Source organism: Bacillus sp. ISO11, assembly GCF_003458115.1.
GTDB lineage: Bacteria > Bacillota > Bacilli > Bacillales > Bacillaceae_G > Bacillus_A > Bacillus_A cereus.
This window is the reverse complement of sequence record NZ_QXCO01000027.1, coordinates 58,488-80,825: the sequence shown is the minus strand read 5'-3', so window position 1 is coordinate 80,825 and position 22,338 is coordinate 58,488. Positions and strand designations below refer to the sequence as shown.

The window sequence follows — 22,338 nt, the reverse complement described above, 5'->3', positions numbered from 1 at the left end:
TATCAAAAGCTAGTTAAAAAGCTAAACCTTGGACAATCCATGTCAAGAAGAGGAAACTGTTGGGATAACGCCCCACAAGAATCATTTTTTGGTCATCTGAAAGATGAAGCTCATATAAAACCTTGCGTGTCCTTTAATGAATTGAAACAAGAGATTAAGAAATATATGACGTATTATAATCATTATAGATATCAATGGAATTTAAAAAAGATGACTCCTGTTGGATACAGAAATCATCTTCTTGATGTTGCCTAACTTTTTTCAAAATGTCCTTTACAAAGGGTACAGATTAAATCGACTTTCAGTTTTTTTTATTTGTTCTGGAAAAATGACAAAAAAATGAACTTTTAGTCGAGGAAGAGGGAAGTTATTTTCTATTTTTGAATAACATTATTTCGAGTTTGAATTTTAAAAATACATTTTTCTCTTGACAAAAAACAAGCGTTTATCGAGGGTGGTTTCGAGGACATTTTTTCGGGTGAAAGTCAAGTGTATGAAGAGAAAAACGATTGTTTTATAGATATAAAAGTAAGAAGTATATTGAAAAAACACATTTTGCTAATGAGAAAAATCTGATTCAAAAAAATGACAAAAGACATATTTCAGACAAAATGATGTCAATAATACGTCAAAAATAACCTGAATTTACTATGCAGGTATATTATACAATTCGATTAACGAATAAAACACTACAGAAATAGTGAAAAGGTAAAAAATAGCATTACAATAGTTTGAAAAACTGAAACTTCATATTTTTCGACAATACATACAAAATGTTTTTGTCTTTTCGTATTTCTTAATAATTGAGTTTGATAAGATTGCTCAATTAACTTTTATTATAAAAACTATGAAGGAAGTGATTTTAGTATGGAAACGCTCGAATTGGCACGAATACAGTTCGCATCAACAACGATTTTCCATTACTTTTTTGTTCCGCTGTCAATTGGTTTAGCTTTTATTATTGCGATCATGCAAACGTTGTATGTGGTAAAAGGGCAAGAAGTATATAAGAAGATGGCAAAGTTTTGGACGCAATTATTCCTTATTAACTTTGCAGTAGGTGTAGTAACAGGTATTTTACAAGAATTCCAGTTTGGTATGAACTGGTCAACGTATTCACGTTTTGTAGGTGATGTATTTGGTCCATCACTTGCGATTGAAGGATTACTGGCATTTTTCATTGAGTCTACATTCCTGGGGTTATGGGTATTTGGTGAGGATAAATTACCGAAGCGAATTCACTTAATGTGTATTTGGCTCCTTTCAATTGGAACGATGTTATCAGCATTCTGGATTTTAACTGCAAGTGCATTTATGCAGTCACCTGTCGGGTATGAAATGGCAGCTGATGGTCGTGCGCAAATGAATGATTTCTTAGCCATTATTCAAAACCCACAACTATGGGTACAATTCCCGCATACAATTACAGCGGCAATTGCAACAGGTGCATTCTTTATTGCTGGTGTAAGTGCATGGAAAATTACAAAAGGACGAGAAACTGTAGTATTTAAAAAATCTTTCCGAATTTCTATCATTGTTGGAACAATTACAACGGCGCTTGTATTATTCTTCGGTCATGCACAAGCGCAACAATTAATTAAGACACATCCAATGAAGATGGCGGCAGCTGAAGCGCTATGGAATACAAGTGAGGATCCAGCACCATTTACAGTATTTTCGAAAATTGATACAGAGAAGAAAGAAAATTCGTTTGAAATTCAAATCCCTTATATGCTAAGTCTATTATCGTATGATAAGTTTAGCGGTCAAGTTGAAGGGATGAATCAAATTCAAAAACAATATGAGGAAAAATATGGACCTGGAGATTATATTCCTCCAGTGCATACAATGTTTTGGAGTTTTAGAGCGATGGTAATGAGTGGAACATTCATGCTTCTTCTAGGAGCTTACGGATGGTTCTTATCAAGAAAAGATCGTTTAGCGGAAAAAACGTGGTATTTAAAATTAATGGTGTATGCAATTTCTCTTCCATTCATCGGTAATACAGTAGGGTGGATTATGACTGAAATGGGTCGTCAACCTTGGGTTGTATTTGGTGTAATGAAAACAGAAGATGCTGTATCACCAAATGTAACATTCGGTGAAGTATTATTCTCACTTATTTCATTCACATCAATGTATTTAATTATGGGTGGAATTTGTGTGTACTTATTTGTTCGTACCATTAAGGGCCACACGAATAAGAAAACGAAAAAGGATTATCAAAGCCATGATCCATTTGATAAGGAGGAAGAGTATGTTATCTCTTAATGAGTTATGGTTTTTAGTTATTGCAATCTTGTTTGTTGGATTCTTCGTACTGGAAGGTTTCGACTTTGGGGTAGGAATGGTTTCGAGGTTTTTAGGAAAGAATGATTTTGAAAAACGAGTTTACTTAAATACAATAGGACCGTTCTGGCACGCGAATGAAGTATGGCTTGTTTGTGCTGGCGGAGCGATGTTTGCGGCATTTCCGCACTGGTATGCAACTTTATTTAGTGGTTTTTATATTCCGTTTGTATTTATGCTTCTTGCTTTAATTTTAAGAGGTGTTTCCTTTAAATTTCGTGCGAAAATAGATAATCATAAATGGAAGAGTGCATGGGATTGGGGAATGTTTATTGGAAGTATGTTACCTCCTATCCTTTGGGGAGTTGCGATTGCAAACTTTATGGTAGGTGTACCTATTGATGAGAGTAAAAATGTTGTAGGTGGATTCCTGCAATTACTTCATCCATTTGCGTTACTTGGAGGAGTAATGTTTCTCCTACTATGTATTGTTCACGGATTACAATTTCTTACGATACGTACAACTGGTAAATTGAGAGAACGTGCACGAATTGCTGCAATAAAAATTGCACCATTTTCATTAATTACACTTCTTGTTTTTGCTGGTGTGGGGTTATGGAAAACCGACATTTTCACTGCTCATGGAACAGAATGGATTATGGTGCCAATCGGAGCTTTTGTAGCACTATTAGTGTCCACTTTATTAAATAAAAGAAGAAGAGATGGTTGGGCTTTCTTTATGACGAGTTTAACAATCATTTTACTAAGTGCGAGTGTATTTATCGGTATGTTCCCACGTGTTATGATTAGCTCTTTAGGAGCAATGAATGATTTGACAATTTACAACGCAGCATCAGGAGCTTATGCATTAAAACTTATGACTTACTTTGCGATTGCTATTTTGCCTTTCGTTATCGGAAGTCAAATATGGAGTTATTATGTATTTAGACAACCTGTTAAGTCAGACAACGATTTGGAGTACTAATGAAAAGAAAAAGAGGACTTCCGTCTTATCCCGGTAGCCGTATTTTATATGTAGCGTTAACGATTATTAGTATTTTAGAAGCTTTTAGTATTATTGCGCAAACAATCTTTTTAGCACGAGCTATTACGTTTTTATTTCATGGAGAGACAGTACAAACAATATTAAGTGAAATTGTTTATTTTGGTATCGCGTTTGCAGCGCGTCATATAGTAGTTCGAACATCACAAATATTAGTGGAACGTTTTGCTGAAAAAACAGGGTCGTTACTAAGAAAACAACTAGTAGAGGCATATTTCACATTAGGTCCAAGGTATGTTCAAACTGTTGGGACTGGTCATCTGGTTACCTTATCAATTGAAGGGATTGAGAAATTTAAAACATATATTGAATTAACGATTCCTAAAATGATTAGAAGTAGCATCGTTCCAGGTCTAATTGTACTATATGTTTTTACGCTAGATATTGAGTCTGGAATCATTTTAGTTGTAACGATTCCTATCGTGATCATATTTATGATTCTTCTCGGATTAGCAGCGCAAAAAATGGCAGATAGTCAGTACGAGATATATCGTGTACTTTCGAACCATTTTGTAGATACGTTAAAAGGTTTAGAAACATTAAAGTATTTAGGGAAAAGTGAACAGCACGAAGGAAAGATTGAAAAAGTAAGTAAAAGGTATAGAAAAGCAACGATGCGTACTTTGCGAGTTGCTTTTCTTTCTTCTTTTGCATTAGATTTCTTTACGAGTTTATCAATTGCGTTTGTGGCAGTTGGATTAGGGATACGTTTAATAGATGGAACGATTATACTATTACCAGCCCTTACAATTTTGATTTTAGCTCCGGAATATTTTCTGCCGATTAAACAAGTGGGAGCAAATTATCATGCGACATTAGATGGACAAATTGCGATGGAGCAAATAGAAGAGATTTTGCAACAACAAAAAGGAATACAAAAGAAAGATTTAAATGAAGATATAGTATGGAATGCCTCTAGTAGCTTGAAATTACAAGACATCAAAGTTAATAATACTGAATCTGAAAAGGCTATATTAGAAGGAATTAATTTTACTTGGGAAGGTAACGGTGCTATTGGTGTTATTGGTGAAAGTGGTGCAGGCAAATCGACGTTAATCGACGTATTAGCAGGTTTTTTATCTCCTTCGAGTGGAAAGATGTTAGTAAATGGTGTAGAAGTTGATGGATCTACTCGTGAAGATTGGCAAAAAAATATCGCTTATATTCCGCAGCAACCTTATATTTTTCCGCTTTCATTAAAGGATAACATTTGTTTTTATGAAACAAATGCAACAGATGAAGAAGTTGAAAGAGTTATTAATGAAGTCGGCCTTCGTTCACTCGTTACATCACTTCCAAATGGGATGCACGAAAGAATTGGAGAAGGTGGACGTATGCTAAGTGGCGGACAAGAACAGCGTGTTGCTATGGCGCGTGCGCTTTTAAGTAAAAAACCAATCATTTTATTAGATGAGCCTACGGCACATCTTGATATTGAAACCGAATTTGAAATAAAGCAAGCGATGTTACGTCTATTTAATGGAAAGTTAGTATTTTTAGCAACCCACCGTCTACATTGGATGAAACAAATGGACCATATTCTTATTTTAAATAAAGGGGAAATGAAAGAAAGTGGGACGTATGAAGAACTTTTAGAGAATGAGACATTACATTTTCATAGGGAAGAGAGGGGAGAGAAATGAGTAACTGGGTTAAACCTTATATAAAACAAAATAAAGGTAGAATGACTTTAACTATTTTCCTTGGTCTTCTTGGAGTTAGTTCAGGAGCGATGTTACTTTTTATTTCAGGTTATTTGATCTCAAAATCTGCCCTTAGACCAGAAAATGTAATGGCTGTATATGTTCCTATTGTTGCAACAAGAGCGTTTAGTATAGGGCAAGCTGTATTTCATTATATAGAGCGCTTAGTCGGACATGATGTCGTACTACGTATATTAGAAAAAATGAGAACGAGGCTATATATAATAGTAGAACCACAGGCGTTATTTTTCCGTTCTCGATTTCAAACGGGTGATATGTTAGGAGTGTTATCCGAAGATATAGAGCATTTGCAAAACCTATATTTACGTACAATATTTCCTAGCATATTAGCGCTAGTTGTTTATAGTATCTTCGTACTTATTATCGGTGCATTTGATTTTGTTTTTGCACTTATTGTAGGTTGTATGTTAGCTATTATCGTTTTTCTTCTTCCGTTTGTATCATTACTTTTGATGAAGAAACATCATGTTACTTTAAAGCAAGGAAGAAACCGTTTGTATCAACAACTGACAGATGCTGTTTTTGGATTATCTGATTGGCAAGCAAGTGGTCGTAAAGATGAATTTATTAATGAGTATGTAAAACAAAATGATCAGTTGTTAAAAATCGAAAAGAGAGTGAAACGCTGGTATCATATTCGGGACAGTATCATTCAATTAGTAGTAGGTATTGTAGTTATTTCGATGATCATATGGACTGGGAATGAAGCGGCAAGTGAACAAATTGCTCCTACAGTTATCGCAGCTTTCGTATTAATGACTTTATCTGTAACGAACGCGCTTATTCCTATTGCAGATGCCATCGATCGAATACCGTCGTATGTAGAATCTACCCATCGTCTTAATGGCGTAGAAAGTGATAGTGTTTTACATGATGAAACGGATTTGCATGGAGAGAAAGATTATATTGAACCAAAGCATGTAGATATTGAACTGAATCACGTATCGTATAGTTATCCAGATAGTAATGAGATTGTATTAAAAGATGTATCATTACAAATAAAAGCAGGGAAGAAAATTGCTATTTTAGGGAGAAGTGGGACAGGGAAATCTACTTTACTAAAATTGTTAACAGGGGCGTTAAGCCCAGTAAATGGCCAAGTTGTACTAAATGGTGAACGAGCTCATACGAATCTTTTATCTAAATATATTTCTGTATTAAATCAAAAGCCGCATTTGTTTGATACGACAATTGGAAATAATGTACGAATTGGCAAACCAGAGGCGACGGATGAAGAGATATGGAAAGCTTTAGAGAAAGCACAATTAGCTTCACATGTTACTTCTCTTCCAGACGGATTACAAACAAAAATGCATGAAATGGGAAAGCGGTTTTCTGGTGGAGAAAGACAAAGGGTTGCTTTTGCTAGAACTCTTATGCAAGAAACACCAATTATTGTACTTGATGAACCGACTATCGGTTTAGATCCAAAAACAGAATTGTCTTTAATTGAAACAATGTTTTCTGCAACGGAAGAAAAGACGGTTATTTGGATTACGCACCATCTTGTAGGAATAGAACATGTAGACGAAGTTATATTCCTTGATCGTGGCCAAATTGTCATGCAAGGTAGTCATAAACAACTTCTGAAAGAAAATGAAAAGTATCGTAAACTTTATGAGTTAGATAAAGGAATATAATTTGAATAAGCAATAATTGTAAAAATAGCTACGCCTAATGGTGGAGCTATTTTTTTTGTTAGATTGCAGGTGTATATGATTGTTACGAATTAAAAATGAATTTCATATTATACATATAATGGAGGGGATGTACATGAAGGAGCAATATAAAATCATTGTTTTAAGTGATGAATTATCAGGGGATAGGATTCGAAATACGTTAGACAAAAATAAATGTAAAACAATAGTTCATGTTGTGGACGTTTCAGATGTTGTTCGTCTAGAAAGTTCTTTTCAATATATAGTCATTTGGAGAGGGGACGCAGAAAAACTTACAAATGACTTGATAAATAGGGGCGTGCAAAGTTCAAAAATTATTAATTTAACAAAATACATGTATGAATGGAAGGATAAATTAATTTCTATCTATCAAATAAATCCGGATCTTATGTCTTTATACATTTCTATGAAAAAAGCAAAGAGTGATCCGACGTATGAATTGTTTGCTACCGGTTTGTCTTATCCGCATTGTGGCATAAGTACGGAGCTTCTCTCAAAAAAGTCAATAAAATTAACACTTCCATCGCAAGATCTATACTATGATTATTTAATAGCGTCACAACTTTTATCAAACAATCATTCATTTCAATATTGTTTAATAGGAATAGCCTATTTCTCGTTTTACTTTGATATGTCGTTATCCTCCGAATCATATAGAATTCACAAAGTATATTATCCATTGTTTCAAGATGGTCATCATACTGTAGTTCACTCTCCTCTACCCACTGATGGATTCTCCCATCTAAATACTCCGAAACCACTTCTTTCTATTTTTAATTTGCATTTTGAATATATTTTATTAGATGAACTAAAAGATGAATCATTGATACTGCCTTGGATAAATGCTGAGTGGAATACCACTCCTCTTCACATTCCTTTTGAAGAACACGGGAAAATAAGAGCAGCTTCACATGCTAAATTGGCGTATCCTCAAACTTTAGTTGAAAATAAAATAATTTTTAAAAAATATTTAGAATTACTGTTAAAAAATGATATAAAACCATTAATTGTTGTATTCCCAGTTACTTCACATTATTTCAATTGTAGTAGTAAGAAATTAAAAGAAGATTTTTATAAAGTTATAAATGATTTTCAAACTCAATATTCTTTTCAAATTATAGATCTATTTGATTCACCATTATTTTGTGATGATGATTTTTATGATAGTGATCATATGAATAAAAAAGGTGCAAATAAAATGTCCGCATTATTAAATATGTTTATTCAGGAACGAAAAGTATGATAATTTGTTTCATGTTTGCATAAAAGTATATAGGCTCCATACAGTTAAAGTAATGTGATTTTTGTGTCGCGTATATAAATAATATGCGAAGAGGTGAGAGAGTTAAAATGAGAACTCGTATCGAAAGAACTGAAGAGGTGGTAGAGCAACTTCCGTTGGTAAGTGTATTAATTCCTACGTATAATCGTCCTCGTTACTTTGAAAAGGCGCTATGTAGTGTGTTAGAACAAACGTACCCTAATATAGAAATTATAGTTGGAGATGACAGCACGAATGATGAAACAGAAAAAGTGTTACAAAAATACTTATGTGATCATTCAAATATTATTTATATAAAAAATAAATCAACTCTTGGACAGTTTGAAAATGCGTTAATGTTATTTAATGAAGCGAACGGTGAGTATATAAATTTTTTAATGGATGATGATGTATTTCATGTGAATAAAATTGAAAAAATGATGAAGTATTTTTTCGATGATTTAGATAATGAAATTAAGCTTGTAACATCTCATCGTCAAGTCATTGATGATAAAGGGAAAGAGCTACGACATATTTATTCGACTGTCCGTTTATTTGAAGAGGATACCATTATAGCGGGAACAGAATTAGGAAATAAGGTAATTGTGGATCAAAAAAATTATATTGGAGAACCGACAACAGTTTTATTTCGTAAAAATGATTTACAAGAACCGTTTGGGATTTTTGATAAGAGGCGGTATTTATGTAACGTAGATATAGCTTCATGGTTATCTTTATTAAGTAAAGGAAAAGCTGTATATATAGCAGAGACACTTAGTTACTTTCGATTACATCCAGATCAACAGTTAAATGAATCTAATAAAATGATGGATGGTTTAGAAGATTTTTCACACAGTATTATAGCAGGAGAACAATATGGTTTCTTATCCACTGAAAAAGAGTTAGACAAAGCGATAACTAATTTTCTAGATTATGCAAGAAGGATAGTTCCATCATCAATATTATATACATTAGACTATTACCAAAAAATTAGAGCGAAGAAAATAAACATAGAAAAGAAAAAACAACATATAAATAATAATTCTTCTTTACCGAAAGTAAGTATACTTATTCCCGCATACAATAGACCTTATTACTTGGAATTAGCACTCAACAGCGCTTTGAATCAAACATATGAAAATATTGAAATTATTATTTCTGACGACAGTACAAATGATGAAGTCAATGCTATGATTCAACCGTACTTACGTGAATATGAGTGTATTACATATGTTAAAAATGAAACGCCGTTAGTTGCTGAAAACTTTAATAAGTGTGTAGAACTTGCGAATGGGGACTATATAAACTTTTTATTAGATGATGATTTATTTCATCATGAAAAGATCGAGAGAATGATGAAATACTTTTTGACGTTAGAAAATATTTCATTTGTGACGTCATATCGTGAACTGATTGATGAGAATGGAGAGATATTACCACCTTCAACATTAAATATGAAAATCGCGAAAGAAACTACACTTTTTGAAGGAAAAGAATTAGGGAATTATATGTTAAAAAACTTGAAAAATGTAGTTGGTGAGCCAACAACTGTTTTGTTTAATCGGAATTTGTTTGACGGGAAGTTTGGATATTTTAAAGGAAAGGCTTATTCTGCTATTAATGACATTGCAACTTGGCTAGATATGATGAGGAAAGGAAAAGTAGTTTATATACAAGAACCTCTTAGTTATTTTAGACAACATAGTGGACAAAATCAAAAACAAATGCATTTTATTTTAATGACAATTGAAGAGTGGATTGAATTAATTATAGATGCATATAATAGTGGATTTTTAAGCTCCGAAAGTGAGTATAAAGAGAGTTTATCTTATTGTTTAGAAAATGCGGGATTTATAGTTAAGGATGCAGTAAGAAATGGCGAACTAGATCAAATTTATAATGAAAAGATAAAAAAAGGGTTAAACAAGTTAGTTGCTCATATGTTTGAGAAAGAATTTTGTTATTGTCAATATTGCAATCAACAATTTGAAAAATTTTCACCTTGGCCAGCACATTATGATTTTCCGAAATATAAATTTGAAATGTGGAATAAAGATACAGGGATATGTCCAGTTTGTAATTCGATGGATCGTGAAAGATTGTACCGTGCGTACATTGAAACGGAAACGGACTTGTTAAATAGAAACTATACTATGCTTCATATTGCACCTGAAGCAAAGTTAAGAGATTGGTTTAACGAGTATAAAAATATTACGTATGTATGTGGTGACTTAGAACCAAAGGATCCATTAATGAAGGAAATTGATGTTACAAGGATTACATATGATAGTAATACTTTTGATGTAATATTATGTAGCCATGTGTTAGAACACGTTCCTGATGATGACAAAGCAATGCGAGAGTTATATAGAGTGTTAAAGCCAAATGGATGGGGAATTATTCAAGTACCGATCGTAATGAATGTAGATTTTATTATAGAGAATGAATTAATTGTAACACCACAATTGAGGAAATTAGCTTTTGGTCAAGAAGATCATGTGAGAATTTACAATCAATCGGGATTTATTCAACGATTAATGAATGCAGGATTTAAGGTAGAATTATATAACATAGCGGAAAAACAAGGAATGAAAAGTGCTAGGAAATTTGGATTATCTGAAACAGATATGCTCTATATTGTCCGAAAATGATAGGAAGGAATAGATAGATATGGAGAATATTCCTTTTTTACGTGCTTCAACTGTACCTGTAAGTGAGTATTTGGACGAATTGAAGGAAATTGATACATCTCACATATATACGAATTATGGACCTATAAATCAACGTTTTGAGGAAACAATTATGTCGTCATTTTTTCAAAACAGGGGAGCTGTTACAACAGTAGCAAACGCAACGTTAGGGTTAATGGCGGCTATTCAACTAAAGAAAAGAAGAAAGGGAAAGTATGCTCTCATGCCTAGCTTTACATTCCCTGCGACTGCCTTAGCCGCTATTTGGTGTGGATTGGAACCTTACTTTATTGATATTTCAATAGATGATTGGTATATGGATAAAACCGTACTTTTGGATAAGATAGAAGAATTAAAAGAAGAGGTTGCGATTGTTGTCCCGTACGCCACTTTTGGATCATGGATGAACTTAGAAGAATATGAAGAATTAGAGAAGAAGGGGATTCCGGTTGTCGTAGATGCGGCGCCGGGATTTGGTTTAATGAATGGAGGAATGCATTACGGTCAAGATTTTAGTGGAATGATCGTATATAGCTTTCATGCAACAAAGCCTTTCGGAATTGGTGAAGGAGGGCTCATATATAGTAAAAACGAAGAAGATATACAACGTATTAAAAGAATGGGGAATTTCGGATTTGATAAAAATCGTGAATGCACGATGATGGGGTTTAATTGTAAAATGTCTGAATACGCAGCAGCTATTGGGATTGCGACTATAAAAAAGTGGGATCAAAAATTAAAAGAACGCACTCGTATTTCTGAATGGTATAAACAGTTGTTACAAAATACTGGGTTAATGAAAAAAGGGTGGAAAGTCCAAAAGACAGAAGCAGTTATTCACCAATTTATGCCTATCATTTGTCCAGAAGAAGTTCGCAACATACAAGTAATAGAAGAACTGAAAAAACAGAAAATAGAAGCTAGATTATACTTTTCACCATCTTGCCACCAACAAGTTCTTTTTAAAAACTATAAGTCTACAGATTTAACAAAGACGAATAAAATAGCAAAACGAATCGTAAGTTTACCTTTATGGGAAGGAATGACGAAAGAACTAGTAGAGCAAATTGTAATCTGTTTAGAGCAGAAGGTGGTGTCGGTAGATGAATAGTTTTTATAGTCAAGAAGAACTAAAGGAAATTGGATTTTTATCTGTTGGGAAAAATGTATTGGTTAGTAAAAAAGCAAGTATATATAATCCGAGTGCTATATCAGTTGGCAATCATGTAAGAATTGATGATTTTTGCATTTTAAGTGGCAAAATCACAATTGGAAGTTATTCGCACATATCAGCGTATACAGCGTTATATGGAGGGGAAGTTGGGATTGAAATGCATGATTTTGCAAACATCTCAGCTAAAACAATCGTATATGCAGTACTTGATGATTTCAGTGGAAATACATTAATGGGGCCAACCGTCCCGAATCAATATAGGAATGTGAAAGCAGAAAAAGTTATTTTTAAAAAACATGTGATTATTGGTGCTAATTCTATTATTTTTCCAAATGTAACGGTAGGAGAAGGTACGGCAGTCGGTGCGATGAGTATGGTAAAAGAGAGTTTAGATGATTGGTATATTTACGCTGGAGTTCCCGTAAGGAAAGTAAAACCTCGTCAAAAAAAGATGCTAGAGTTAGAAATTGATTTTTTAAAAAGCATTCATTCTTAACAAAAAAGAATGAATGCTTTTTATTTTTATCCCGCTATTTGCCGATAAAGAGTCGACTTGTGAGGGCTAATTAAAGTTTCACTTTATGATAGAGCAGAGTGTATCTTAACTTATTATGTTTTAAATTTTGCTGACCAAGGCAATACTGAGCCATAGTGAATGTAAAGTTGGAGGGCGAGCGTATATGTTTGATGAGGATGGGATTGTTTTAATTATGGAACCAGCTGATGAAAGAAACTTGAGGAGATTTATTTTTTCAGTGCCAAAGTCAGTGTATGAAAAGAAGGGGCTTACATTGCACTATGGAACAGCTATAGGACAAGGGTATATGGATATAATTGAAGATATTATAAGCGTACATATAGAAATAGATGTTGTAACGATAATAGGGCATGTAAGAGGGTAAATAGCTATTTGAAAAAGGTTATAAACAATTTAGCTAGAAGTTATGTATAGAGAAAATTACAGACAATTATAAGGACGAAGGGGGTCTAAAATGAAAATAAAATCAATTGTATTAGTATTCATAGTTTCAATTGGTTTAATGGGATGTTCAATAGTGGAAGAAGGAAAGAACTCCATAGATTATGCTCAAAAGGCGACAGACTATGTAAATGAAATAAGTGCATTTGCAAATGATGCACCAGCATTAGCAGAAAAGGCCGTTAATGATAGCGAGGCTCGAAAAGAATTAGAAACGAAGCTTAGTGAAATTAAACAAGATATACCCGCATTCAATGAATTAACGCCACCTGATGTAGCAAAGGATCTTCATCAACAAATCGTCGGATATAACGAAAAGTTAAATACGTTAATTGATACGGCGAAGACAAAGATAGAAGAAGGCAAAGTGGATGTAGAGCAATTTAAAAACTCTGAGCTTATGCAGACGGTAGATCAAGTTCGAGATTTGAAAGATAAAGTGCAAAATTTAGGTCAATAGTAAAAAGCTCCGTTTGTGATAAACGGAGCTTTTTACTATTGGATACAATAAACGATTACACCAACGATAATAATCATGTTGCCGATGAGTTTACGTTTCGTTATTTTTTCTCCTAGGAAATACCAACCGAAAATTAATATGATGATATAACTTAAGGATTCTAATGCTGATGCTTGTTTTAATGCCATGCCCTTCATGGCGATAACATTTAATCCGGCGTTAATTACAAATAAAGAGTAGCCGATAATAACATAAGGATTCACATATTCTTTTATTCTAGAATCGTATTGTTGCAAAGTAGCTTTTTTTAATAATATTTGTGAGTAATTAGCTAAAATTATCCCGAAAATAAATAATAACATATAACTATTCATCTTTTGTCACCACCACAATCCCGACGATAATAATAGCTGCACCAAGTAAATGATTCCACTGAATCGTATCTCCAAATAGAAATACTGACCAAAGCATTGACCACAGTATAATAATTCCGCGATGTGAATATGCTTTTGAAATTTCGAAATGTTTAATTACTTGTTGCCATAAAATTGCATATCCGAATAAAAGTATAACTAGTCCGAAATAAGCAACAAAAAATGAGATGGAAGCAATGGGGAATTTAGCTGCCCATTTCATGTAAACCATAATGATAGAATATATCAAAAAAGCTACATGTAAAAATACGTAATTTTTAATAGTTGGTTTCATTTATTCACTCTCTTTTGCATATAAATATATATTTATACCTAATTTTTCTAATGATATATATTGGAACGTATTTTGTTTAACCTTTCACATTCCAAATTATATAGTATCATGGCTTTTATTGTAAAACAATAGAAGCTATCTATGAATTCATTTTTTCCAAGGTTCTACAATATGTATCGTTTTATTTGTTGCATCCAACTCTACTTGAACACCGATAGGTATGGTAATCATGGGATGTGTATGACAACAATCGAAGTCAGCTAGAAAAGGAATTCTTTGATTTTGAAGTACTTCTAATAGTATTTCAAAAGGTTTTCGGTTGGTACCACAATCATCAAATTGCTCGTGTTTTCCAAGAATGATACCTGAAATTTTATCGAATACACCGTTAATTTTAAGTAATGAAAAGCTTCTTTCAATAGTAGCTGCATCTTTTGAACTGTCCTCAATAAAGAGAATGTCGCCTTCTTGAATATGTGGCATATAGGGGCTACCCAAAATTCCTTGTATCGTGTTTAAATTCCCGCCAATAATACGCCCAGTAGCTTTTCCATCAATTACTGAAATCCAATCGTTTGGTCGAAGTTCTTTCTCCTTCGTCTTTTCTTCCCAATTAATAAATTCATCTGACCAAAATAATGGTTGTTTTATATGATAAGGAAGAGAATGATCATGTAGTAAAGTTTCAGCAAAATATTTGTATGTGCAATCAACAAAAGGTTCAAATTCGCCAAAGGAAGGGACGAGAGCTGGTCCATAAAATGTAGGGATTCCTGTTTTGGCGTAAATTGCTAGTAATAAAGCAGTTGCATCTGAATACCCAATCATTATTTTAGGGTTCTTTAGAAAAGCATCATAATCAATATAAGGTAATATTGAATTTGAATTCATCCCACCAATTGTTGACATAATACAAGAAATATTAGGATTTCTTATTAAGACATTTAGCTCCTCAGCACGCTCTTGTATACTACCAGAACGATAAAAATCATATCGACCTGTTAATGAACCTTCTAATATATGAAACCCTTTCTGTTGTAAGTAAGATTTTGCTCGTTCAAATCTTTTTGGAGAAGTGTAGGTTACTGGTGAAGAAGGGGAGTAGATCCCAATTGTGTCTCCGTATTTTAATGATTTTGGAAGTAGCATTTGTATGAATCCCTTCTATTAAATAGTTTATCTCGCTATTTGACGGGTAGCCCGATTGGGGGGCTGATTAAAGTTTCGCTTTATTTACGAGATTTTATTATTGAATATTCTTACGTTTCAATATTGTAAGTTTAACATAAATAAATTAAAATAATCATTGCTGTATATGAATAAATATACCTTTTACCTTGACTATATAAAGGAATTGTTGTTAAGGTTAAATGTGAGTGTATAAAAGGTTTGCTAAAGGAGTTTTGAAATGAATCGGTTAAAATGGGGAAGGATGACAGTCCTATTAGTTATTATTTTAGGGATATGTTGGTTCTTATTCCAAGGAAATCAAAAGAGCATAGCGAATGTAGAGGGACAACCTTTGCAAGTGGCAGAACTACCTAAAGCAGGATTTACTGAAAAAGTAGTCCCGCCAAAGTACATCCCACCAGAAATTAACGCAAAAGCAGCTATGATTATCGATGCGAGTGATGGAGATATTATTTATCAATATAATGAAAATGAAGCTTTTGCACCGGCTAGTATGTCTAAGATGATGACAGCGTATCTCTTACTAGAGAGTATACATAACGGGAAAGTTCGCTGGGAAGATCCAGTAAAAATGAGTGCGAAGGCGGCACAAACAGAAGGAGCGAGAATCCCAGTACAAGTTAATGACACATTAACTGTTAAAGATTTATATCATGCATTAATGATTGAGTCAGCTAATAATTCGGCTGTGGCTTTAGCAGAACATATGGCAAAATCGGAGAAAGATTTCGTTCAGCTTATGGATGCAAAAGCGAAACAGTTAAAAATGTCGGAACATGCTAAATTTGCAAATGCTTCTGGATTACAAGAGCCAGATGGAAGTGAAACAAAAATGACGGCTGGTGATGTAGCACAATTGGCGTATCATCTTATAAAAGATTATCCGGAAATATTAGAAGTGACTCACTTACGCCAAAGTCAGCTAGCATTTAATAATATTAATGTTATAAGCACAAACGACATGTTAAACAAAAATAATAAAAGTTTATATATAGAAGGAATGGACGGACTAAAGACTGGATTTACAGATAGTGCAGGATACTGTTTTACTGGGACTGCAAAGCAAGGTGATAATCGAATTATTACAGTGGTCATGGGGACATCAAGTAAAACAAAACGTTTTACAGAGACAAATAAGTTAATGTCGTATGCATTTGGATTAGTTAATTAAGTAAGTAAAATACGAATCTAGATCGCTACATAAGTAAGACTGTTTGTTGTTACTAATTTTAGATAACAACAAACAGTCTTTTTATTTTTATTTTAAAAAGGAAAAAGCTTCTAAATATAAGTGTTATTATTTGAGTTTGTTTGTTGCTGTGATATTATAAAGTTATAAGCTTATTAATAATAAGTTTGAGGGGCGTAATATGATATATACATATGAAATAGCCTCAATTGAAAATTGGAGGGAATTATGATGGCAAAAGATTTTTACTCAGCAATTGAAGACAGAAGATCTATTTATGCAATTAGTAAAGAGCAAGTAGTTTCTGATGAGAAAATTCAAGAAGTGATTTATCATGCTGTAAAACATACACCTTCAGCTTTTAATTCTCAAAGTGCTCGCGTTGTTGTTTTATTAGGGGAACAACATGATAAATTATGGGATATTACGAAAGAAACGTTACGAAAAATTGTACCTGAAAATAACTTTGCACCTACTGAAGAAAAAATGAATGCATTTAAAAGTGGTTATGGAACGGTTTTATATTTTGAAGACAGTGAAGTAGTGGAAAGCCTTCAAGCAAACTTTGCATTATATAAAGATAATTTCCCAACTTGGTCTCAGCAATCATCAGGAATGTTACAATTTGCAATTTGGACAGCTTTAGAAATTGAAGGGTTTGGTGCTACGTTGCAGCATTACAATCCGCTAATTGATGAAGAAGTGAGAAAAGAGTGGGATGTTCCAGCAAATTGGAAGCTCACTGCGCAAATGCCATTTGGTAAACCGGTAGTACATGCTGGTGAAAAAGAATTCCAACCGTTAGAAGCCCGTGTGAAAATTTATAAATAAAATAATTTGATAAAAGGTGAACAGGAATATAACCTGTTCACCTTTTTTTATACGTAATAAGGGTTTTTTTGTCCAGCATTTTTCATCTGATTTTTTAATTCATTTTTACGTGTTTCAATAGCTGATACTTTTTGTAATGTTATCATTGAAACGAATTGAATAAAAGCATAGTATAACTCTATATTTTTTTGTATTGGATCATCTATTATATTTCTCACAAATATGCTCCTCTTTTTATTCCAATAAAACTCCGCATTAATGGGCAGCCCGAGTGGTGAGGGTTAATAATTAGCGGAGGATGTATAAAACCCTTACTGATTAAAGTTTCATTTTATAAGGGAGTGAAACTTTAGTCAGTTCGCTAAAATTCTATTTTATTAGGATATATATAATACTATAAATATCCTATAAATTCCAGTATCGGAAAAAGAGAACAGTTGATATAGTGTGTGTTTTCTTTAAAGGAGAAATGGCTTTTTTGAAATAAATCTTACAATTCGTCAAATTATTTCAAAATTGTAGATAGTATAGAAATTTAGTTTTCTAAAAATATTATACTATTGATAAATAGAGTGATTTTTGTCATGATGAAAGTATACTTCATGTAAGGAGCTTTATAAGGAAATACATAATGTGGTTTGTATTAGGTTAATAGAATTTTTTATAGAAGATAGAAAAGGGATGTTTTATATTGAGATATTAAATGAAATGTCGAATTTTCATGCGATATATGAGAAATTTGAAAAAATCATTGCAAAAACACTATAATTAATGATAAAGTTCACATGAAGTTCACACGGATTTCACTTTGTTCATTTAAAATGAACTCTGTGTGAAAAATAAAACTCTTGCTAAAAAATGGAACTGGATGAATATTTTACTTTGATAATATTGTAAAGTATTAAAGTTTTAAGTTTTTTTAAGAGGATAGTAGGGAAAGGAAGTAAAGACAACTTATGAAAAAAGTAATTGCAGGTTTAGCAGCAGCTTCTGTAGCTGGCGTTGCAGTTCCAGGAATGGATTCTGCTCATGCACAAGTTTCAAATGAAGCGCTAAAAGAAATTAATGGACAAACTCAAACGACTGTAACTGAAACAAAAACTGTAGAAACAACTTCTGAATTAAAATACACAGTAACTGCTGATGTATTAAATGTTCGTTCAGGTGCTGGTACAGGACATAACGTTATTTCTAAAGTGAAATCAGGTCAAGTGCTACAAGTAGTTGGACAAGAAAACGGTTGGTTCAAAGTAAACGTAAATGGTCAAACAGGTTATGTAAGTGGTGACTTCGTAACGACTGGTGGTAAAACAGGAACGACTGTTCAACAAGGAACAGGTACTTACACAGTAAACGTTTCTTCACTTAACGTACGTACAGGCCCAAGTACATCTCATACAGTATTAGGTTCTGTAAACAAAGGTAAAACAGTACAAGTTGTAGGTGAAGTACAAGATTGGTTTAAAATCAACTTCAATGGTGGAACTGGATACGTAAGCAAAGACTTCGTAACAAAAGGTGGTTCTGCTGTATCTAACGAAACACAACAACCAACTACAAACAACAATACTACAACAGTTCAAACTGGTGGTTCTTATGTTGTTAACACTGGTGCTTTAAAAGTACGTACAGGCCCAGCTACATACAACGCTGTAATCGGTGGAGTAACAAATGGTAAAGTATTAAACGTTACTGGTGCTGAAAATGGTTGGTACAAAATTAACCATAACGGCCGCACAGGTTATGTAAGTGCAGACTTCGTTAAGTTTGTAAAAGGCGGAGTAAACAACGTTACAAATAACAATAATGTTACAAATAACGTTCAACAACCAGGTAAAGACGTACAAAAACCAACAACAGGTGGAGATACATCTTCAATCGCTGGATTCGCTAGATCTTTAAATGGTTCACCATACAGAACTGCTGGTACAACACCTGCTGGTTTTGACTGCAGTGGATTCATTCACTACGTATTAAATCAAACTGGTCATAAAGGCGCTCGTCAAACAGTTGCTGGATACTGGAGCTCTAAAACAAAAACTAGCAATCCACAACCAGGTGATTTAGTATACTTCCAAAATACTTATAAATCAGGTCCTTCTCACATGGGTGTTTACTTAGGAAACGGTCAGTTCATTAGTGCAGAAACAGATGCAACTGGTGTACGTATTAGTTCTGTAAGTAACTCTTACTGGAGCAAGCACCTATTAGGTTACACAAAAGCATACTAAGAAAAAGTAGTTTTATATACTTTTCGTATAGAGAAAAGGCTTTCCAAGGAAACTTGGGAAGCCTTTTTATAGTTGAATAAATTGGAAGTTTAATAGTTTTTATTTTAACTTTCCATTTAAAAATCGATCATATAAGTCATGGAAATAGTTAGGACGAAATAAGTTCGCTGCATGTCCCGCTAACGGTATTTCCTTATATAGAACGTTAGGTAAAATAGATTTTAAATCAAATAGACAAGATTTATAGAGATGATCATGCTCTCCCATTACCCATAGTATAGGGTGAGGAAGTGATTTTAATTTAGATTTTAAATCGAATTCTAACCGATGTCGTAATGACTGGGCAATTATAGATGAATGTAATTGTAATCCGAAACGGTAGTAAATATTTCTTGAAATGACTGCGAACGGATTTGCTTTTAATATACCGCTTGGAAAAATAGTATTTGCGTATTGAGAGAGCCATTTAGAGTATTCATCTCCTCGCTTCTCCCAAAAATTTTGAAATACATTATATAAACGAGAAGGGTTATTGTAATGTCCTCCAATATGACAAATACTTAATACTTTTTCTGGATGCATTTGTGCAAAAATTGTAGAGATGTAACAGCCGTAACTTAGCGCACAAATATGTGCTTTTTTAATACCTTCTTGTTCATATAAGTTTAATAATTGATCTACGAGGCGCTGTAATGAAAAGTCGATTGCTTCTCCTTTATCATCACCGTGACCTAATAAGTCATAAGTTATAATGTTGTAGGAGGCAGAAAATCGTTTTTGCTCTTTTTTGAAGGCGCGACGATTGCCAACTAATCCATGAATAAAAATAATTGTTTCCTTTTCAGAATGTATATTTGTTTGCAAAAAGGATACTCCTTTCACTAACTGGAGATTTATATCGTGTTGTAAATTATTTATCTATAATTTACATAGAATAATATTAAGTACCAGGTAATAATATCAGATGTTTATATCTGTTGTAAAGATGAGTTTTTATGTATATTTTGTAAAAATAGAAAAAGTGTGTTTACATTCAGTTTACATTTGTATCGTATTCTAATTTTAGAAAGAACAGTTTTGTTTAACATGAGGAGATGAACAGGAATGGAAGTTAGAAATGAAATAAAGAAAAAAGGGAGTTGGAGGCAGTTTTTACGCCTTATTCAAGATACAAATCCTCCGAAAGGAATTTTAGTTTTTGCGTTGTTAATGAGTTTGCTTTCTACGGGAGCGAGTTTATTTATTCCTATGCTGACAAAAGGATTAGTAGATAATTTTTCGCTTTCTTCAATTAGTGCAGGACAAATTGTTGGGTTAGTTGCTTTCTTTGTAATGCAAACTATTGCGGCAGGGTTGTCTATATATTTACTAAATTATATTGGGCAGAAGATTGTAGCGGGACTAAGAGAACGTTTGTGGAAAAAGGTACTTATCTTGCCGGTATCTTATTACGATCAAAATAGAACAGGTGATACTATTAGCCGTATGACGAATGATACAGGTGTTGTGAAAACGTTAATTTCTGAGCATTTGTCAAACTTATTAACAGGTGGTATTTCAATTGTTGGATCGTTAATTGTATTATTTGTTTTAGATTGGAAAATGACTGCGTTACTTTTAACGGTTATTCCGTTGTCTGTGTTAATTTTAGTTCCACTTGGACGAAAAATGTATAAGATTTCAAAAGCGCTTCAAGATGAAACTGCATCTTTTACAAGTGTGTTAACGCAAGTGTTATCAGAAATTCGTTTAGTGAAATCTTCAAATACAGAAAAGAGAGAATATGAAACGGGTAATACAGGTATACAAAAGTTATTACAATTTGGTTTGAAAGAAGGAAAAGTGCAAGCATTAATTTCGCCAGTTATGTCGTTTGTTTTAATGGCACTACTTGTTATTATCGTAGGGTATGGCGGGATGCGAGTTTCTAGCGGTGCATTAACAACCGGTGAACTTGTAGCGTTTATTTTGTATTTAGTTCAAATTGTAATGCCAATGAGTCAATTATCTATGTTCTTTACACAATTCCAAAAGGCAATTGGTGCAACGGAAAGAATTAGTACGATTTTAGAATATGAAGTAGAAGATCATGAAACTGGTGTGAAAGTGACAAATGCTAAGCAACCGATCGTTCTTGAAAATGTACATTTTGAGTATAACGAAGAAGAGCAAGTTTTGAAAAATATTGATTTCACAATTGAATCTGGAAAAGTGACAGCGATTGTAGGACCAAGTGGTAGTGGGAAAACAACGTTATTCTCATTACTGGAACGTTTTTATGAGCCAACTAGTGGTGCCATTAAATTAGGAAAAGAATCAATTACGAGTTATTCATTAGAGTCATGGCGACGTCAAATCGGTTACGTATCACAAGATAGTCCGTTAATTGATGGAACGATTCGTGATAATATTTGTTATGGTGTCGAGGGCGAAGTAACGGATGAAGAAATTGAAAAAGTAGCTGCAATGGCATATGTTGATGCATTTATTCATGACTTACCAAACGGTTATGCAACAGAAGTTGGAGAACGCGGTGTGAAACTTTCTGGAGGACAAAGACAGCGAATTGCCATTGCCCGAGCGTTACTTCGAAATCCGCAAATTCTTATGTTAGATGAGGCGACTTCAAGCTTAGATAGTAAATCTGAGTCTGTCGTTCAAAAAGCGTTAAATAACTTAATGAAAGGCAGAACAACGTTAGTGATTGCGCATAGACTTTCTACTGTTGTAGATGCAGATAAAATTGTCTTTATTGAGAAAGGGAATCTTACAGGTAGTGGTACGCATGATGAATTATTACAGACGCATGATATGTATCGTGAGTTTGCAACGCAGCAATTGAAAATTAAAGAGGGGGCATTATAAAATG

General features: G+C 33.4%; 20 protein-coding genes. 15 read left to right on the top strand and 5 right to left on the bottom strand.

Going from position 1 to position 22,338, the window contains the following annotated elements; genetic code table 11:
* The 11 genes from D1166_RS23575 to D1166_RS23525 all read left to right on the top strand — a co-directional run.
* On the top strand, positions 1-255 hold a 255-nt coding region (locus D1166_RS23575), incomplete at its 5' end, for an IS3 family transposase (protein ID WP_165851663.1).
* A 612-nt stretch (positions 256-867) separates the two neighbouring features.
* Positions 868-2,271: a cytochrome ubiquinol oxidase subunit I gene (gene cydA, locus D1166_RS23570; RefSeq protein ID WP_000448873.1), complete on the top strand. Its 1,404-nt coding sequence runs from the start codon at positions 868-870 to the stop codon at positions 2,269-2,271.
* On the top strand, positions 2,258-3,274 hold the full coding sequence (gene cydB / locus D1166_RS23565; protein WP_000950083.1) for a cytochrome d ubiquinol oxidase subunit II: 1,017 nt from the start codon (positions 2,258-2,260) through the stop codon (positions 3,272-3,274). Before cydA ends, cydB begins: the two co-directional genes overlap by 14 nt.
* Positions 3,274-4,995 (top strand): thiol reductant ABC exporter subunit CydD, encoded by a 1,722-nt coding sequence (gene cydD, locus D1166_RS23560; protein ID WP_097855742.1) that lies wholly within the window; start codon positions 3,274-3,276, stop codon positions 4,993-4,995. The genes cydB and cydD overlap by 1 nt, the downstream gene beginning before the upstream one ends.
* Positions 4,992-6,716, top strand: a complete 1,725-nt coding sequence (gene cydC, locus D1166_RS23555; protein WP_097855741.1) for a thiol reductant ABC exporter subunit CydC — start codon at positions 4,992-4,994, stop codon at positions 6,714-6,716. Before cydD ends, cydC begins: the two co-directional genes overlap by 4 nt.
* Positions 6,717-6,849: 133 nt before the next feature.
* A complete protein-coding gene (locus tag D1166_RS23550) occupies positions 6,850-7,998 on the top strand; it encodes a hypothetical protein (RefSeq protein WP_061139432.1) in 1,149 nt (382 codons plus the stop codon).
* Between the two features lie 107 nt (positions 7,999-8,105).
* Complete coding sequence (locus D1166_RS23545) at positions 8,106-10,667, top strand: glycosyltransferase (RefSeq protein ID WP_097855740.1); 2,562 nt, start codon at positions 8,106-8,108, stop codon at positions 10,665-10,667.
* Between the two features lie 19 nt (positions 10,668-10,686).
* Complete coding sequence (locus D1166_RS23540; RefSeq protein ID WP_000427968.1) at positions 10,687-11,817, top strand: DegT/DnrJ/EryC1/StrS aminotransferase family protein; 1,131 nt, start codon at positions 10,687-10,689, stop codon at positions 11,815-11,817.
* The gene (locus D1166_RS23535; protein ID WP_001084164.1) at positions 11,810-12,376 is read left to right on the top strand and encodes an acyltransferase; all 567 of its coding nucleotides are present in this window, start codon (positions 11,810-11,812) and stop codon (positions 12,374-12,376) included. The genes D1166_RS23540 and D1166_RS23535 overlap by 8 nt, the downstream gene beginning before the upstream one ends.
* Positions 12,377-12,560: 184 nt before the next feature.
* Positions 12,561-12,782, top strand: a complete 222-nt coding sequence (locus D1166_RS23530) for a hypothetical protein (RefSeq protein WP_000459099.1) — start codon at positions 12,561-12,563, stop codon at positions 12,780-12,782.
* A 90-nt stretch (positions 12,783-12,872) separates the two neighbouring features.
* Positions 12,873-13,319 (top strand): DUF6376 family protein, encoded by a 447-nt coding sequence (locus D1166_RS23525; RefSeq protein ID WP_000695229.1) that lies wholly within the window; start codon positions 12,873-12,875, stop codon positions 13,317-13,319.
* 35 nt (positions 13,320-13,354) lie between these two features.
* Here D1166_RS23525 and D1166_RS23520 read toward each other — a convergent pair whose 3' ends face one another.
* From D1166_RS23520 to D1166_RS23510, 3 genes are all read right to left on the bottom strand, one after another.
* On the bottom strand, positions 13,355-13,693 hold the full coding sequence (locus D1166_RS23520; protein ID WP_001089868.1) for an EamA family transporter: 339 nt from the start codon (positions 13,691-13,693) through the stop codon (positions 13,355-13,357).
* Positions 13,686-14,027: an EamA family transporter gene (locus D1166_RS23515; protein WP_000805125.1), complete on the bottom strand. Its 342-nt coding sequence runs from the start codon at positions 14,025-14,027 to the stop codon at positions 13,686-13,688. The genes D1166_RS23520 and D1166_RS23515 overlap by 8 nt, the downstream gene beginning before the upstream one ends.
* Positions 14,028-14,174: 147 nt before the next feature.
* A complete protein-coding gene (locus tag D1166_RS23510; protein WP_000926315.1) occupies positions 14,175-15,176 on the bottom strand; it encodes a S66 family peptidase in 1,002 nt (333 codons plus the stop codon).
* Between the two features lie 259 nt (positions 15,177-15,435).
* Here D1166_RS23510 and D1166_RS23505 point away from each other — a divergent pair, with 259 nt between their 5' ends.
* Positions 15,436-16,389, top strand: coding sequence for a D-alanyl-D-alanine carboxypeptidase family protein (locus D1166_RS23505; protein WP_001080871.1), 954 nt, complete (start codon positions 15,436-15,438; stop codon positions 16,387-16,389).
* A 246-nt stretch (positions 16,390-16,635) separates the two neighbouring features.
* Positions 16,636-17,238 carry a nitroreductase family protein gene (locus D1166_RS23500; RefSeq protein ID WP_170950841.1) on the top strand — a complete coding sequence of 201 codons (603 nt, stop codon included), beginning with the start codon at positions 16,636-16,638 and terminating at the stop codon, positions 17,236-17,238.
* A gap of 47 nt (positions 17,239-17,285) precedes the next feature.
* On the opposite strand, the gene D1166_RS23495 is transcribed toward D1166_RS23500, so the two are convergent.
* Entirely contained in the window at positions 17,286-17,456 is a 171-nt protein-coding gene (locus tag D1166_RS23495; protein ID WP_001244279.1) for a hypothetical protein, read from the bottom strand.
* 738 nt (positions 17,457-18,194) lie between these two features.
* Between D1166_RS23495 and entFM the strand changes: the two genes are divergently transcribed.
* A complete protein-coding gene (entFM, locus tag D1166_RS23490; protein ID WP_118043441.1) occupies positions 18,195-19,469 on the top strand; it encodes an enterotoxin EntFM in 1,275 nt (424 codons plus the stop codon).
* 99 nt (positions 19,470-19,568) lie between these two features.
* On the opposite strand, the gene D1166_RS23485 is transcribed toward entFM, so the two are convergent.
* Entirely contained in the window at positions 19,569-20,333 is a 765-nt protein-coding gene (locus D1166_RS23485) for an alpha/beta fold hydrolase (RefSeq protein ID WP_001194306.1), read from the bottom strand.
* Positions 20,334-20,573: 240 nt separating this feature from the next.
* On the opposite strand from D1166_RS23485, the gene D1166_RS23480 reads away from it, so the two are divergent.
* Positions 20,574-22,334 (top strand): ABC transporter ATP-binding protein, encoded by a 1,761-nt coding sequence (locus D1166_RS23480; protein ID WP_000453867.1) that lies wholly within the window; start codon positions 20,574-20,576, stop codon positions 22,332-22,334.
* Positions 22,335-22,338: the final 4 nt, after the last annotated feature.